The following is a 14,209-nucleotide window of genomic DNA, read 5'->3' on the forward strand; positions in this document are numbered from 1 at the left end:
GCAGTCGGTGCCGCTCAGTGCTTGTGAGGCGGTATGACGACTACTCCGCCGCCTTCAGCGCCTCGTCCGGCCGTTCCCACTTGAGGATCGGTGAGCGCGCTGCCCTTGTCTCATCCAGCCGGCGGCGCGGCGCCTTGAGCGGGGCTGAGGTGAACCGTTCCTTGTTGCCGGCCTTGGCGTCGAGGGCGAGCTCTTCCATCACATCGCAGAAATGGTCCAGCGTCTGCTTGCTCTCGCTCTCGGTCGGCTCGATCAGCATGGCGCCATGCACGACCAGCGGGAAATACATGGTCATGGGGTGGAAGCCCTCGTCGATCAGCGCCTTGGCAAAATCGAGCGTGGTGACGCCGGTGCCGGCGAGGAAACTGTCGTCGAACAGCGCCTCATGCATGGTCGGATAGTCGCCGAACGGCACCGAGAACACGTGCTGCAGGCGCGCCTTGATATAGTTGGCATTGAGCACCGCATCCTGCGCCGCCTGCGCCAGGCCATCGCCGCCATGGCTGAGCATGTAGGTCAGTGCCCTCACATACATGCCCATCTGGCCCTGGAAGGCGGTGATGCGGCCCAGCGCGCCGCCTTCGGCATGCTCGACCAGGTCGAGGCCATTGCTGCCCTTGCGGACAAACGGCACCGGGGCGAAGGGCGCCAGCGCCGCGGACAGCACCACGGGACCCGCGCCCGGACCGCCGCCGCCATGCGGCGTCGAGAAGGTCTTGTGCAGGTTAATATGCATGGCGTCGATGCCCAGGTCGCCCGGACGGACAACACCCATGATGGCGTTGAAATTGGCGCCATCACAGTAGAAGAACGCCCCGGCCGCATGCACGGCCTCGGCAATCTCGATCACCTGGGGCTCGAACAGCCCGCAGGTATTGGGATTGGTCAGCATGATGGCCGCCACGTCGGGTGACAGCGCATTCTTGACCGCCTGCACGTCCACCGTCCCATCGTCACGCGCCGGAATCGGCTTCACCGAATAGCCCAGGAACGCCGCGGTGGCGGGGTTCGTGCCATGCGCACTTTCTGGCACCAGCACGATCCTGCGATGGCTCTGTCCGGCAGCGTCCTGCGCCGCCTTGATGGCCATCATGCCCAGCAGCTCGCCATGGGCGCCGGCCTTGGGCGTCAGCGCCACAGCAGCTGTATTGGTCAGGGTCATCAGCCAGTGCGAAAGCTGGTTCATCATTTCCAGCGCGCCCTGCACAGTCGAGACCGGCTGCAGGGGGTGGATGTCTGAGAAACCGGGCAGGCGGGCCATCTTCTCGTTGAGCCGCGGATTGTGCTTCATCGTGCACGAGCCCAGCGGATACATGCCGCTGTCGATCGAGTGGTTGAGGCGGCTGAGGCGCACATAGTGGCGCATCGCCTCGGGCTCGGTGAGGCCAGCCAGATCAAGCGGCATCTTGCGCTCGAAACCGCCCAGTCGGCTGGTCGAAATCTCGACGTCGGGCAGGTCGACACCGGAATGCTCGGTATCGCCGATTTCGAATAGCAGCGGCTCATTGGGCAGGAGGGCGGAGCCGGAGGTCGAGGTGAAGCCGGAGCCGATGCTCCCGGTACCGGTAGGGCGGCCCTGATTGTTCATGCTCATTTCAGTTCCTCCGAAAGAGCGGCGCAGAGCGCAGCGATATCGGCATCGGTGGTGAGTTCGGTGGCGGCCAGCACGATCAGGTTGGCGATACTGGCGTCGGTTGGCTCCAGCCGGCTGACCGGTACGCCGGCAAGGATGCCGCGCTGCGCCAGCCGCTCAATCAGCGCTGCGGCAGGCAGGCTGGTGCGAATGGTCATTTCGTTGAAGAAGGTGCTGTTGAGCACCTCAACGCCATTAACAGCAGCCAGCGCATCGGCCAGCTTGCAGGCATTGGCATGGTTGAGGCGGGCGAGGCGGGTGAAGCCGGCTTCGCCGAGCAGGCCCATGTGGATCGAGAAGGCCAGCGCACAGAGCCCCGAATTGGTGCAGATATTGCTCGTCGCCTTCTCGCGGCGGATATGCTGCTCGCGGGTCGACAGCGTCAGCACGAAGCCGCGCTGGCCCTCGGCATCGACTGTTTCGCCGCAGAGGCGCCCGGGCATCTGGCGGATGAACTCTTTCCGTGTCGCCATGAGGCCCAGATAGGGCCCGCCAAAGTTCAGCGCATTGCCGATCGACTGGCCTTCCGCCACCACGATATCGGCGCCGAGCGCGCCGGGCGCTTCGAGCAGGCCGAGCGACACGACTTCAGTGATGACCACGATCAGCAGCGCGCCCTTGGCATGGGCGGCGTCGGCGGCGGTCTTGATGTTGCGCAGGTGACCGTAGAAGTCCGGCGTCTGCACGACGATGGCGGCGGTCTGCTCGTCGATATGGTCGAGAATGTCGCCCTGGCCTTCCGGCGAGGCCGAGAGGCATTCAAGATCGGCATCGTCCTTGAGATAGGCGCGGACCACGTCGCGGTAATGCGGATGCAGGCCCCCCGAAAGCACGACCTTGTTGCGGCGCGTCAGGCGCCGCGCCATCAGCACCGCTTCGGCCGTGCCGGTCGAGCCGTCATAGAGCGAGGCGTTCGCCACATCCATGCCGGTGAGCTTGGCCACCTGGGTCTGGAACTCGAACAGCATCTGCAGGGTGCCCTGCGAGATCTCCGGCTGGTAGGGCGTATAGGCCGTGAGCCATTCCGAGCGTTGGATCAGGTGGTCCACCGTTGCCGGCACATGGTGGCGATAGGCGCCCGCGCCGACGAAGAACGGGCCATCGGCGCCCGCATGGTTCTTTGCCGCCAGCGCCTTCATATGCGCTTCGACGAGAAACTCCGGGCTGTGGGCGGGCAGGCCGAGATCGAAGGTTTTCAGCGCGCTCTTGGGCACGGCGCTGAACAGGGCATCGATATCGGTCGCGCCGATAACGCCGAGCATTTCGGCGCGCTCGTGGTCGGAATGGGGGAGGTAGCGCATGGGATACTCTTAAAGGGTCAGCTCGGCATAGGCGTCGGAATCGAGCAGGCTGTCGATCTCGCCGGCATCGGCAATGGCGATCTTGTAGATCCAGCCAGCAGCCTCCGGATCGGAATTGATCAGGCCGGGATTGCCGGTAAGGGCGTCGTTGACCTCGGTCACCGTGCCGGACACCGGCGCGTAGATTTCCGAGGCGGCCTTGACCGATTCCACGACGGCGGCCTCGTCGCCCTTCTTGAGCACCTTGCCCACGCTGGGCAGCTCCACAAAGACGATGTCGCCCAGCGCTTCCTGCGCATAGGGCGTGATGCCGACAATGCCGGTCGAACCCTCGACGCGGATATATTCATGGTCAGGGGTGAACTTGGTGGTCATGGCGGGGCCTCTCAACTGGCTTTGAGCTTGCGGAAATAACGATGGGGCACGAAGGGGGTAGGGACCACCTCGGCCGGTTGGGCGCGGCCACGGACCGACACCTGGAGTCTTGTGCCCTGCGCGGCATGCGCAGGCGGCACGAAGCCGAGCGCAATGGCCTTGCCCAGGGACGGCGCGAAGCCCCCGCTGGTGACCACGCCAATAGCCGCGCCGGAGGCGTCGAGGATCTCGGCGCCTTCGCGCGCTGGAGCGCCCTCAACGATCAGGCCGACGCGGATGCGGCTCAGCTTGCCCTCGCGCTCGGCGAGAATGCGCGCGGCGCCGGGAAAGTCAGCGGCCTCGCGTCGGCGCTTGGACACGGCAAAGCCCAGATCCGCCTCGGTGGGGGAAATGGTCTCGTTGAGGTCATGGCCATAGAGCGGCAGCCCGGCCTCGAGCCGCAGGCTGTCGCGGGCGCCAAGACCGATCGGCTTGACGCGCGGATCGGCCAGCAGCGCATCCCATAGCTTTGGCGCATTGGCGGCGGAGACAAGGATCTCGAAGCCGTCCTCGCCGGTATAGCCGGCGCGCGAGATGATCAGTCGCTCACCGCCCCATTCGAACGGGGCATATTGCATGAAGCTCAGCTCGACTGCGTCCGGTGCAATCTGGGCGATAACATTGACGGCCTCGGGTCCCTGCAGCGCCAGCAGGGCATTGTCGGCGTCGGCCCGCATCAGCCTGGCCTTGTCGCCAGCGGCTGCCTCAATGAGGGCGAAGTCGCCTTCCTTGGTGCCGGCATTGACGACGATATAGAGCGCCCCGCCAAAGAGTGGCGAGCGGCCGACCATCAGGTCGTCAATGGCGCCGCCCCTGTCATTGAGCAGCAGCGTGTAGCGGATGTTGCCCGGCTTGAGGCCGGCAATATCGCCGCAGATCAGCGGCTCGACCAGTGCGGCCACGGCGGCATGGTCGGCTTCGGCATCGCCGCTTGGATTGTTGAGCGTCAGGAAGCTCGGGCCCATATGGCTCACATCGAACAGGCCGGCCTGCTCGCGCGTCCATTTGTGTTCGCTCATGATGCCGGTGGGATATTGCACCGGCAGGCTATAACCGCCAAACGGCACCATGCGGCCATTCGCGGCGACGTGGCGCTCATAGAGCGGTGTGGTCTTGAGGTTATCGGCTGAGGTTTCGGCCATCAACACATCCCGGAAAATGAACAAGGCGGCACGACTAGCTTCGCCCTGCGGCGAAATCCGTGCCCCCTCTGTCCTCGACACCTGAGAGATTTCCCAGCTGAGCGCTGGTTGCTCCTTCGGTGGGACCGGTGACCCGGTCCGCTTTCCAGAGTTGTTGACCGACTGCGGTCCGTTTGCCTGAGAGTTTCCGGGGCGGTTGCTCCTTCGGCGCTGGAGAAATCCAGTCTCTCCCGCAGTCGGGGGCACCATGGTGGAGAATCTGGGGGGCGTCAATCGGGGTTTGGAACTCTCCCCCAAAGACCCCCGTAGTCTACTGGTCGGTTGGAATCAGCTCCGCCGCTCAAGCGATGCCTTGGCCCGCATCATAGAGATAGAGCGTGGTCATACCCGGAAACTCGCTGGCCCAAGCGATAGCCTCGGCGACAGTGCCTTCCGCCATTTCGTCGTACACGACATCATTCTCGCCAGGCATCGCCTGATCGGCGTCTGCCACTGAATTGTCATGGGACGTGGCTTCTATTATTGCGCTGATTGCGGCCCACCGATACGGCCGGCTGCGGTGGTCAATAATATTGGTGAGCATCTGCTACCCCGAAAAGCTCTACGACAACGTTCAACTTGCAGGCCCGTCTGTCGCAAATTGGGCTTAACGCAAACGAAAAGGGCGGACACAACTGCCCGCCCTGGAAATTCTGGCTACCTCGAACCTCAGTTCAGGCGGTTGCCCACGTCGGCAATGGCCTTGTCGACGACGGCGCCGCCCTTGCGGTTCATTTCGTCGGTCAGCACCAGGCGAGCCGCCTCGATGGCGACATCGGCCGAGCGGGCGCGCACCTCGGCGACGGCCTGGGCCTCGGCCTGGGCGATCTTGTCTTCCACCGCCTTGGTGCGGCGGGTGACGAGGTCGTTGAGCGAAACCTGGGCTTCGGCAGTCAGGCGGGTGGCTTCTTCCTTGGCGGCGGCGATGATGCCTTCGGCCTCGGCTTCGGCGGCAACGCGCTTCTGCTCATATTCGACGAGCAGGGCAGCGGCTTCCTCGCGCAGCTTCTTGGCTTCGGCCAGGTCGTCGGCGATCTTCTTGATCTGGCCGTCGAGCATCTTGCCGACAATCTTGGGGATGCCGAAATAGAGCGTCATCGCCACGAAGATGACGAGCGCGACGGTGGCGTAGAAGCTGTTATCCATCCATTCCATGGCGGCTTACTCCTTGGCCTTGGCGACCGCAGCGCGAACGCTGTCAGCCGAAACGTCGCCCACGAGTTGGGTCACGACGGTCTGCGCCGTCTCGGTGGCGATCTCGTCGACATGGGTCAAGGCTTCCGCCTTGGTCGCCGAAATGCGGGCCTCGGCCGCCGTTACCTTGGCGGTGAGATCGGCCTCGACGGCGCTGCGCTTGGCAGCGAGATCTGCCTGGATTGCCTCGCGGCTTTCATTGGCAATGCCCTGGGCCTTGGACTTGGCGGCGGCCAGCGCAGCCTCATAGGCGGCGATGGCGGCGTCGGTCTTCTGGCGCGAGGCATCGGCTGCCGCAAGATCGGCATCGATGATGGCCTTGCGGTTGGCGAGGATGCCGCCGATGCGGGGCAGGGCCACGCGGCTCATCAGCAGATAGAGGGCGCCAAACGTGATGGCGAGCCACAAGAGCTGCGACGGGAATGTCGCCGGATCGAAGGGCGGGAACACGCCTGAGCCATGATCCTCGCCCGCATGGGCCTCGGTCGTGGCGTGGGTATCGGCGGTCGGATCGGCATGAACAGCGTCGGTGGCTGGCGCCTCGACGTGCTCTTCGGCCGGTGCAGCCGCTTCTTGGGCGTAGGCTTGCGTTACCATCAGGTGAGGTCCCGTTAAATCCGGTCAGCCGGCGTAAGCCGGAGAATGCACGCAGCCGAGACGAGCCCGGCTGCGGAAAATCGTGTGCGTTGCCGCTATTAGGCGACGAACAGCAGGATCAGGGCAACCAGGAACGAGAAGATGCCCAGAGCTTCGGTCACGGCGAAGCCGAAGATCAGGTTCGAGAACTGGCTCGGAGCAGCCGACGGGTTGCGCAGGGCGCCCGACAGGAAGTTGCCGAAGATGTTGGCCACGCCAATGGCGGCGCCGGCCATACCGAAACAAGCAATACCGGCACCGATGAACTTTGCGGCTTCAGCTTCCATTTTTTAGTCCTTTCAAGCGACTTTTAAGCGGGGGTTCTGGCGGAACGTCCCGCCGTGACTGGTAGATTAGTGAGACGGGTGGATCGCGTCGTTGAGATACATGCAGGTCAGGACGGCGAAGACGTAAGCCTGAACGGCACCGACGAGAAATTCGAGGCCAGTGAGCGCAATGGCCATGATCAGCGGCAGCGCCGAACCAAGAATGCCGAGGAAACCCAGGCTGCTCATGGTGACGATGAAGCCGGTGAAGACTTTGAGCGTGATGTGGCCGGCCAGGATATTGCCGAACAGACGCACGGAGAGCGAGATCGGGCGGCTCATAAACGAGATGAACTCGATCGGCGCCACGATGGGAAGGATGTAGCCAGGCACGCCCGAGGGCACGAACAGCTTGAGGAATTTCGGGCCGTTCTTGACGAAGCCGTAGATCACCACGGTCAGGAAGACCAGCATCGACAGCGCGAAGGTGACGATGATGTGGCTGGTGACCGTGAAGAAATACGGCACCATGCCCAGCATGTTGGCCACGAAGATGAAGGTGAAGAGGCTGAACACCAGCGGGAAGAACTTCATGCCCGCGCTGCCGGCGGCACTTCGCACCATATTGGCCACGAACTCGTACATCAGCTCGGATACAAGCTGCGCGCGGCCGGGGATCACGCTCTTCGAGCCGGTCGACAGGATCAGATAGAGCGAGATGATCGCGACGGTGGCGACCATGAACAGCGAGGAATTGGTGAAGGCGAATGTGGTACCCGACCCTTCGGTGCCGTCGCCGCCAAGGGTGAACAGCTTGAAGATGTCCTGGATGACGAATTGGTGGATCGGATCAGTACCGGCCAAGATAGAGCCCTCTAAGCGTCATCATTTGTCTGTCTCGTCTTCCACGTCAGGTCCCAGATCGGACCCCGGCGGGGGAGGCGAAGCGGCATTCATTTGCGCCACCACGCGGGTGACATTGAGTATTCCAGCGGCGAAGCCCACCATCAGCATGATGAGCAAGCCCCAAGGGCTGGTTCCCAGGCCAAGATCGATGAGATAGCCGATCACGGCCCCCACCAGGATCGCAGCGATGAACTCGGTACCGATGCGCATGCCGCGCGCCATACCGCTCATCTCCGGGGAAGCGTCAGCCGAGGCTCTGTTGTCCTCGATATCGCGTTCCCGCTTGGCCGAGGCGATGCGCGATGCAAGATCGCGCGTCACCCCTTTGGCGCTGTCCGGCTGACCTTCGGTATCTTGCGGTTTTGCCATCCGCTCGCTCCCCTCGGCCGGCTTTTTCCCGGAGTTTCCGGGGCGCCCTTTTAGTCGCGCGCAACATAGTGGCGGGGTCTGAGAGTGTCAAGACAACCTTACCGACTGTAAGTATTTGTTATTTAAAGGGAAATCAGCTTGTCGCAGGGGTGCGGCATGCTGTCCACAAGCGATCGTGGCGAAGTCGGTGCGAGCATGCGGGGATTCTGTCGCGCAAAGGCATGTTCAGGCCTATGTCGGCGGCCATGAGCCTTCGCGTCAGGTCGATAACCTGCGCGGCGCCATGGTCAGGGTGACGATGATGCCCTCTTCGGACCAATCGGTCTTGATCGAGCCTCCCAACTGGCCGGCGACGCTGCGGCTGAGCAACTTGCTGCCATAGCCTTCGTCGGCTGGGGGCGCCACAGAAGGGCCGCCGCGCTCAGTCCAGGTGATCACGACGTCCTCTTCGCTGGAGATGCCCGAGATGTCGAGCATGCCCGACTCCGTGGACAGCGCTCCATATTTCAGGGAGTTCGTGGCCAGCTCGTGTATGACCAGCGCCAGGGTGGTTGCCGACTTTTCGCCGATACCCATTCGGGGCACAGCGACCCGGATACGGCCGCTAAAGGCTCCCGTATCGTCATAAGGCGCCAGGAGCACTGCGATCAGGTCGCCGAGCAGCGCGGCGTGCCCCTGATTGCCGGGCAGCGGGCGGACAAGGTCATGCGCCCGATCCAGGGCCATCAGCCGCTGTGTCAGCTCATGAGCCATATCGGCGACCGTGGCGGCGGAACGTGACGTCAGGGTGGTGAGGCCGGCGGCGATGGCCAGCAGGTTCTTGACGCGGTGGCTCATTTCGCCAGCGAGCAGTTCGTGGCCCTCTTCGGCCTGTTTGCGTCCGGTGACATCGAGGAAGACGCCCGATATCCAGCCCCTTTCCAAACCCTCGTCATTCCCCAGGCCGCGCGCCGAGATCCACCTTATCGTCTCGCCGAGCAATATCCTGAAGTCGATCTCGTACGACCCGACGATAGCCCGCGTCGCCGTGAAGGCAGCCCGCACCCGTTCACGATCGGCCGGATGGATGCGAGACGAAAGGTCTTCGAACGTCACCTTGGCGGAATGCTCCAGCCCCCAGAGCTCAAAGCCCTGTTCGTCCATGATGAGCAGATCGGTTTCCACGTTCCATGACCACAAGGCGACGCCGGCCGCGTGAAGTGCTCGCTGGAGGCGCTTGGGTTCCCACAGGGGATGGCTGTCGTCTTTGAGCGGCATAGTGTCTCCGTCACTATGCTTTGGCAGAAAGCAACGGCTTGCGCCAGCCAACCGGCGCCAAAGGGCCATCAATGTGAAGCGGGTCGGCCGCAGCTGGCGAACTAGCTCGCCTCGCGGAAGCTTTCTGCCGTCGTCAGGTCCACCGATACCAGCTGGCTCACGCCGCGCTCAGCCATGGTGACGCCGAACAGGCGATCCACCCGGCTCATGGTGATGGGGTTGTGGGTGATGACCATGAACCGCGTATTGGTGCGCTGGCGCATGGAATCGAGCAGGTTGCAGAAGCGCTCGACATTGGCGTCGTCGAGCGGGGCATCGACTTCGTCGAGCACACAGATCGGCGCCGGATTGGTCAGGAACACTGCAAAGATCAGGCTCATGGCGGTGAGCGCCTGTTCGCCGCCTGAGAGCAGCGTCATGGTCTGCGGCTTCTTGCCGGGCGGCCGGGCGATGATTTCGAGGCCCGCTTCGAGCGGATCGTCGCTTTCGACAAAGCTCAGTTCGGCCGTGCCGCCGCCGAAAAGTGTGGTGAACAGCTCCTGGAAATGCGCGTTGACCTTGACGAAGGCCTCATTGAGCCGGGCCCGGCCCTCGCGATTGAGCGACTGAATCCCCTGGCGCAGCTTGGCGATGGCCTCGATCAGGTCATTCTTGTCCTTGACCATGAGATCGAGCTTTTCCTGGACCTCCACGGCTTCCTTCTCGGCCGACAGGTTTACCCCGCCCAGCCGCTCGCGCTCGGCCTTGAGCCGGTCGACCCGCTGTTCGGTAGCGGCCTCGGAGGGCAGGGGCTCCTCGGCCCTGATACCGGAGGCCTCGAGCGTCTTGCTCGCCGGAATATCCAGCGTTTCCTCGATCTGGCGCTCGATCTGCTGGCGCTGGGCGATGAAGCCCTTGATGCGCTCCTCGATGCGGGTCAGCTCGATTCGCGCATTGGCCAAGATATCGCTGGCGGCCTTCAGCGCCTTGTCGGCCTCGCGATAGCCCGATTGGGCCACGTTGAGATTGTCGCCGGCCGCCTGGTGCTCGGTCCGTGCGACCTCGATCTGGTCGTCGAGCTGGGCACGGCGGGCCGTGAAACCGTCAGGCGTCTCGGTGACGCTGGCGAGCTGGGCGCTGACTTCTGCGCTGCGCTGGTCCAGCGTCGAGAGCTGCGCCAGGGCACCATCGCGGCGGCGCTGCCAGCTCTGCGCATCGCGTTCGAGCTGGCCGAGGCGACTTTCGCGCATGCGCGCCGCCGTCTCGAAGCTGCCGAGCTTGAGCCGGGCCTGATCGGCCCGATCGCGCGCCGCGGTGAGAACCGACTGGCGGGCTTCGGCGAGCCCGGCAGCCTCGTCTTCGCTGCCGGCCTCGACCAGCGCCCGCTCCGCATCGGCCCTGATCGCCTCGGCCTCGCTGAGGCTGGAAGCGAGACGAACGCGGGCCTCTTCGAGCGCCGACTGGCGGGTGGTGAGATCACCGATGGCGCGCTGCGCCTTGTCGACCTCGGATTGGGCGGCGCCGATGGCGTGCTGCGCCGCGCGCCAGGCCTCGCGCTTGCTGCGCTCGTCCTGACGGGCCGTGTCGAGCGCCGCGGCCAGTGCGTCCACGTCGCGCTTCCATCCATTGCGCTCGCCCTTGGCGCGGGCGATTTCCTCGTCGAGCTCGGCAAGGCGGTTGCGTTGCGCGAGGCGCTGCGCCGCAGGGCTGGGTGCATCGGCTGCGGACACGAATCCGTCCCAGCGCCACAGGGCGCCATCCGAGGTGACCAGGCGCTGGCCGGGCTTGAGCGCATGCATCAGCCCCGGGCCATCGGCGGCGTCGATGAGGCCGATCTGGTCGAGCCGGCGCTTGAGCAGGGGGCTGCCGGTGACATAGCGGCTGAGCGGCTCGGCGCCCTGGGGCAGGGCGGCATCGTCGGAATGGTCGACCGGAACTGACCAATGCATCGGCGCGCCAGCATCGGAACTGGCTTCGAGATCGTCGCCCAGCGCCGCGCCAAGGGCGGTCTCATAGCCGGGGGCAACCTTGAGCTGGTCAACGATGGCCGGCCACAGGCTGGCGCCGACATTGAGCATCTTGCCCAGCGTGGCTGCCTCGGCTTCCAGGCGATTGAGCGCGGCCTCGATTTCGGCGAGGCGCGGACGGGCGGCATCGAGCTTGCCTTGCGCGGCGGCCGTGGCCTCATCCGCGATGGCGGCATGTTGCTCGGCTTCCGCCGTGCGGGCCTGGGCCGCGACCAGCGCGGCGCGCTTGAGGGCAAGGGTCTCGTCGGCGTCGAGGCTGGCGGCGACGGTTTGCGCCTCCCGCTCGACTTCGGCGACCTGGTGGGTCAGCCGCTGGATGCGCATGGCGGCGTCCTGCGCCGACCGCGTCGCCTGGGCGCGGCGGGCGCGAACCTGTGCTAGCACATCGGCGGCGGCGCGGGCCTCGCCTTCCGCCTCTGTCACCGCAAGGCGCGCCGTTTCGGCCTCCGCGCGGGCGCGGTCGAAATCGGCCTGTGCCGCCTCGCCTTCCGCGGCCAGCTGTGCCGTTTCCTCGGCATAGGCGGCGAGCGTGGCTTCCGCTTCGCTGACCAATTCCCGCTCGCGCACGCCATCGGCGGCAAGCTGGCGGATGCGATCCTCCAGTTCCGCCCGGCGCTGGCTGGCGCGGCGCGCTTCCTCCGCAAGCTGTTCGGAGAGGATCGTGTAGCGCTGCAAGACCGCGCCGGTCACCGCCTCGCGATCCCGCAGGGGCTGCAGGGCCGCGTCGGCCGCTTCGAGCTTCTTCTGCGCCTGCAGTTCCAGATGGGTGGCATCGGCCAGTTCGCGGATCAGCACGGCCTGATGCGCCTCGGTTTCCTTCTCGGCGAAGCGCGCCGCGACCCAACGAATATGGAAGAGAGTCGCCTCGGCGCGGCGGATGTCGCCCGACAGCGACCGATAGCGGGTGGCGAGGCGAGCCTGGCGCTTGAGGGTTTCGAGCTGGGTCTCGACCTGGGCGATGATGTCATCGACCCGTTCGAGATTGGCCTCGGCGGCGCGCAGGCGCAACTCGGCCTCGTGGCGGCGGGAATGCAGCCCTGAAATGCCGGCGGCCTCTTCGAGCAGCGCCCGGCGGGCGGTCGGCTTGGCGGCAATCAGCTCGCCGATCTGCCCCTGCCGCACCATGGCCGGCGAATGGGCGCCCGTCGAGGCATCGGCAAACAGCAATTGCACGTCGCGGGCGCGCACTTCCTTGCCATTGACGCGATAGACCGAACCCGCCTCGCGCTCGATGCGGCGGGTGACTTCGAGAATATCGGCATGGTTGAGCGCGGCAGGTGCCGTGCGATCGGAATTGTCGAGGATGAGCGTGACTTCGGCCGAATTGCGGGCCGGGCGATTGCCGGAGCCGGAGAAGATCACATCGTCCATGCCCGAGGCGCGCATGGCCTTGTACGAGCTTTCGCCCATCACCCAGCGCATCGCCTCAACCAGATTCGACTTGCCACACCCATTGGGCCCGACAATGCCCGTCAGCCCCGGCTCCATGACCAGCGTGGTCTCGTCGGAGAAGGACTTGAAGCCATGCAGCCTGAGGCGGGAGAACTTCATGGCAGCGCCACCAGGGCAGCGCTGCCGGAGGTCGGGTTATTGCGCAGGAGTTGCAGCCGGCTCAGCCGGTGCCATGGCATCGGCCGCCGGAGCCATTGCGTCCGCTGCGGGTGCCATTGCGTCGGTGGCAGCAGGAGCAGCTGCGGCCGGCGTCGTGGCAACGAAATCGGCAGGGATGAGCGGATCGATCTCAGCGGCGAGCTGCTCGAGTGTCTTGTCACCGGTAAGCGTCTTGCCATTGACATAGAATGTCGGGGTGCCTGAAAGACCAAATTCACTGAGCGCCTGCTCGCGCAAGGCTTCCATCCCGGTGAACAGCTCCTGATTCGTCAATGCAGCGTCGAAAGTTTCCTGGGTAAAGCCCAGCTGCTTGGCGATTTCGAGGATGGCGTCACGCGGCGTCTGCGACGTGGCCCAGGTATTCTGGGTCTTGAAATAGGTCGAGACCACGTTGTGATAGTTGGTCGGGCCAGAAGCCTCGGCCAGCATGAACACGGCGGCGTCAAGCACGTTGCGCACAAAGGGGCGCGTAATCAGCTTCACCTTGCCGGTATCGACATAGGCTTCGATGAAAGCGGGCAGCACATCATTGGAGAAAGTCGCGCAATGCGGGCAGGTCGGCGAGGCATATTCGATGACCGTGACGGGCGCGGTTTCGCTGCCCTGCACATGATCCGCGACGCCACCTGCCGGAGCCATCAGCTTGGCCACATCGATCACGTCGCCTTCGGCAGCGCTGGCGGTCGCGACCCCGCAGAGGCTCAGAGCCGATGCGGCAGCGGCCAGGATAAGGGTGTCACGGCGGGTGAATTTCACTTCTAACGCTCCTGTTTTTGATGTGCGCGACACTACACGGGGCAAATGTGTGGGCAAGTGGGCAAGATCATCAACCCGACGTGAACGGTCCCGTTACATTGTCGCATGGCAGGCTACTTTCGCCCCGATCTGCTGGATAGCGCGTGACCCAATGTCCGCAACGCTTCCCTCAGATCATCATCTGCCACTTCGGCCACCTGGGCCCCGACCTTTGCGATAACGCTCTGGCTCGGTTGATCGGGGTTTTGCGCCTTTTGCCCTGAACCGGGGGTGAACGGCTCTGCCGACAACCTGACAGCCCCGACCAGCACGAAACCGAAATAGCGATTGATGGCGGCCGCTATCTTGGGCCCCTCATGAGCGATGGCCAGCGCATGGCCGGGTACGCAGCGCAGCAGCAGGGTCGCCCCCTCGGCGCTGCGCTCGCCGCGCGGCCAGGTCAGCTTGTCGGGAATGGCGACCTCGTCATAGGGCTTGGGTGCCATCACCGCCCAATGCGTGATGATGTCCCGACTGGCAAAGCCGCGCTTCTTGAGTACCGGATCGAGCGCGCCACTGAGCACATCGGCGATAACAATCGTCCGGTTGCGGCGTTTCGGTTCGGGAAGATCGTCCTTGGCCATGGGAGTGGAGTAGCGCTCGGGCTGCCGGCAAGCAAGGCGCCTTGAGCCCCAGGCCC

General features: G+C 64.6%; 14 protein-coding genes and 1 riboswitch. All 14 genes read right to left on the bottom strand.

Annotation, left to right across the window (positions count from 1 at the left end; translation table 11 throughout):
• Positions 1-40 precede the first annotated feature (40 nt).
• The 14 genes from gcvPB to IH615_RS02080 all read right to left on the bottom strand — a co-directional run bounded on the left by gcvPB (position 41) and on the right by IH615_RS02080 (position 14,153).
• The gene (gene gcvPB / locus IH615_RS02015) at positions 41-1,594 is read right to left on the bottom strand and encodes an aminomethyl-transferring glycine dehydrogenase subunit GcvPB (RefSeq protein WP_291359405.1); all 1,554 of its coding nucleotides are present in this window, start codon (positions 1,592-1,594) and stop codon (positions 41-43) included.
• Positions 1,591-2,934: an aminomethyl-transferring glycine dehydrogenase subunit GcvPA gene (gene gcvPA / locus IH615_RS02020; protein WP_291359406.1), complete on the bottom strand. Its 1,344-nt coding sequence runs from the start codon at positions 2,932-2,934 to the stop codon at positions 1,591-1,593. The genes gcvPB and gcvPA overlap by 4 nt, the downstream gene beginning before the upstream one ends.
• Positions 2,935-2,943: 9 nt before the next feature.
• On the bottom strand, positions 2,944-3,309 hold the full coding sequence (gcvH, locus tag IH615_RS02025) for a glycine cleavage system protein GcvH (RefSeq protein WP_291359407.1): 366 nt from the start codon (positions 3,307-3,309) through the stop codon (positions 2,944-2,946).
• Between the two features lie 11 nt (positions 3,310-3,320).
• On the bottom strand, positions 3,321-4,490 hold the full coding sequence (gene gcvT / locus IH615_RS02030; RefSeq protein ID WP_291359408.1) for a glycine cleavage system aminomethyltransferase GcvT: 1,170 nt from the start codon (positions 4,488-4,490) through the stop codon (positions 3,321-3,323).
• Between the two features lie 155 nt (positions 4,491-4,645).
• A riboswitch (glycine riboswitch) is annotated at positions 4,646-4,733 on the bottom strand.
• A gap of 97 nt (positions 4,734-4,830) precedes the next feature.
• Positions 4,831-5,073, bottom strand: coding sequence for a hypothetical protein (locus IH615_RS02035; RefSeq protein ID WP_291359409.1), 243 nt, complete (start codon positions 5,071-5,073; stop codon positions 4,831-4,833).
• Positions 5,074-5,198: 125 nt separating this feature from the next.
• A complete protein-coding gene (locus IH615_RS02040) occupies positions 5,199-5,684 on the bottom strand; it encodes an ATP F0F1 synthase subunit B (protein WP_291359410.1) in 486 nt (161 codons plus the stop codon).
• A gap of 6 nt (positions 5,685-5,690) precedes the next feature.
• Positions 5,691-6,320 (bottom strand): F0F1 ATP synthase subunit B, encoded by a 630-nt coding sequence (locus IH615_RS02045; protein WP_291359411.1) that lies wholly within the window; start codon positions 6,318-6,320, stop codon positions 5,691-5,693.
• Between the two features lie 98 nt (positions 6,321-6,418).
• Entirely contained in the window at positions 6,419-6,646 is a 228-nt protein-coding gene (locus tag IH615_RS02050; protein WP_035087599.1) for a F0F1 ATP synthase subunit C, read from the bottom strand.
• A 66-nt stretch (positions 6,647-6,712) separates the two neighbouring features.
• Entirely contained in the window at positions 6,713-7,489 is a 777-nt protein-coding gene (locus IH615_RS02055; protein ID WP_291359413.1) for a F0F1 ATP synthase subunit A, read from the bottom strand.
• 21 nt (positions 7,490-7,510) lie between these two features.
• The gene (locus IH615_RS02060) at positions 7,511-7,900 is read right to left on the bottom strand and encodes an AtpZ/AtpI family protein (RefSeq protein WP_291359414.1); all 390 of its coding nucleotides are present in this window, start codon (positions 7,898-7,900) and stop codon (positions 7,511-7,513) included.
• 258 nt (positions 7,901-8,158) lie between these two features.
• Positions 8,159-9,157 carry an HWE histidine kinase domain-containing protein gene (locus IH615_RS02065; RefSeq protein ID WP_291359415.1) on the bottom strand — a complete coding sequence of 333 codons (999 nt, stop codon included), beginning with the start codon at positions 9,155-9,157 and terminating at the stop codon, positions 8,159-8,161.
• A gap of 101 nt (positions 9,158-9,258) precedes the next feature.
• Positions 9,259-12,714, bottom strand: coding sequence for an AAA family ATPase (locus IH615_RS02070; protein ID WP_291359416.1), 3,456 nt, complete (start codon positions 12,712-12,714; stop codon positions 9,259-9,261).
• Positions 12,715-12,750: 36 nt separating this feature from the next.
• A complete protein-coding gene (locus tag IH615_RS02075; RefSeq protein WP_291359417.1) occupies positions 12,751-13,530 on the bottom strand; it encodes a thioredoxin domain-containing protein in 780 nt (259 codons plus the stop codon).
• Positions 13,531-13,643: 113 nt separating this feature from the next.
• Positions 13,644-14,153, bottom strand: coding sequence for a DciA family protein (locus tag IH615_RS02080; protein ID WP_291359418.1), 510 nt, complete (start codon positions 14,151-14,153; stop codon positions 13,644-13,646).
• Between the last annotated feature and the right edge of the window lie 56 nt (positions 14,154-14,209).

Origin of the sequence: Devosia sp. (assembly GCF_014860165.1) — a bacterium.
Lineage (GTDB): Bacteria > Pseudomonadota > Alphaproteobacteria > Rhizobiales > Devosiaceae > Devosia.

Coding starts and splice junctions, on each gene's coding strand:
- IH615_RS02065 (WP_291359415.1), bottom strand. CDS start 9,157: ATGCCGCTCAAAGACGACAGCCATCCCCTGTGGGAACCCAAGCGCCTC.
- gcvT (WP_291359408.1), bottom strand. CDS start 4,490: ATGGCCGAAACCTCAGCCGATAACCTCAAGACCACACCGCTCTATGAG.
- IH615_RS02060 (WP_291359414.1), bottom strand. CDS start 7,900: ATGGCAAAACCGCAAGATACCGAAGGTCAGCCGGACAGCGCCAAAGGG.
- gcvPA (WP_291359406.1), bottom strand. CDS start 2,934: ATGCGCTACCTCCCCCATTCCGACCACGAGCGCGCCGAAATGCTCGGC.
- IH615_RS02035 (WP_291359409.1), bottom strand. CDS start 5,073: ATGCTCACCAATATTATTGACCACCGCAGCCGGCCGTATCGGTGGGCC.
- IH615_RS02045 (WP_291359411.1), bottom strand. CDS start 6,320: ATGGTAACGCAAGCCTACGCCCAAGAAGCGGCTGCACCGGCCGAAGAG.
- gcvPB (WP_291359405.1), bottom strand. CDS start 1,594: ATGAGCATGAACAATCAGGGCCGCCCTACCGGTACCGGGAGCATCGGC.
- IH615_RS02040 (WP_291359410.1), bottom strand. CDS start 5,684: ATGGAATGGATGGATAACAGCTTCTACGCCACCGTCGCGCTCGTCATC.
- IH615_RS02050 (WP_035087599.1), bottom strand. CDS start 6,646: ATGGAAGCTGAAGCCGCAAAGTTCATCGGTGCCGGTATTGCTTGTTTC.
- gcvH (WP_291359407.1), bottom strand. CDS start 3,309: ATGACCACCAAGTTCACCCCTGACCATGAATATATCCGCGTCGAGGGT.
- IH615_RS02080 (WP_291359418.1), bottom strand. CDS start 14,153: ATGGCCAAGGACGATCTTCCCGAACCGAAACGCCGCAACCGGACGATT.
- IH615_RS02070 (WP_291359416.1), bottom strand. CDS start 12,714: ATGAAGTTCTCCCGCCTCAGGCTGCATGGCTTCAAGTCCTTCTCCGAC.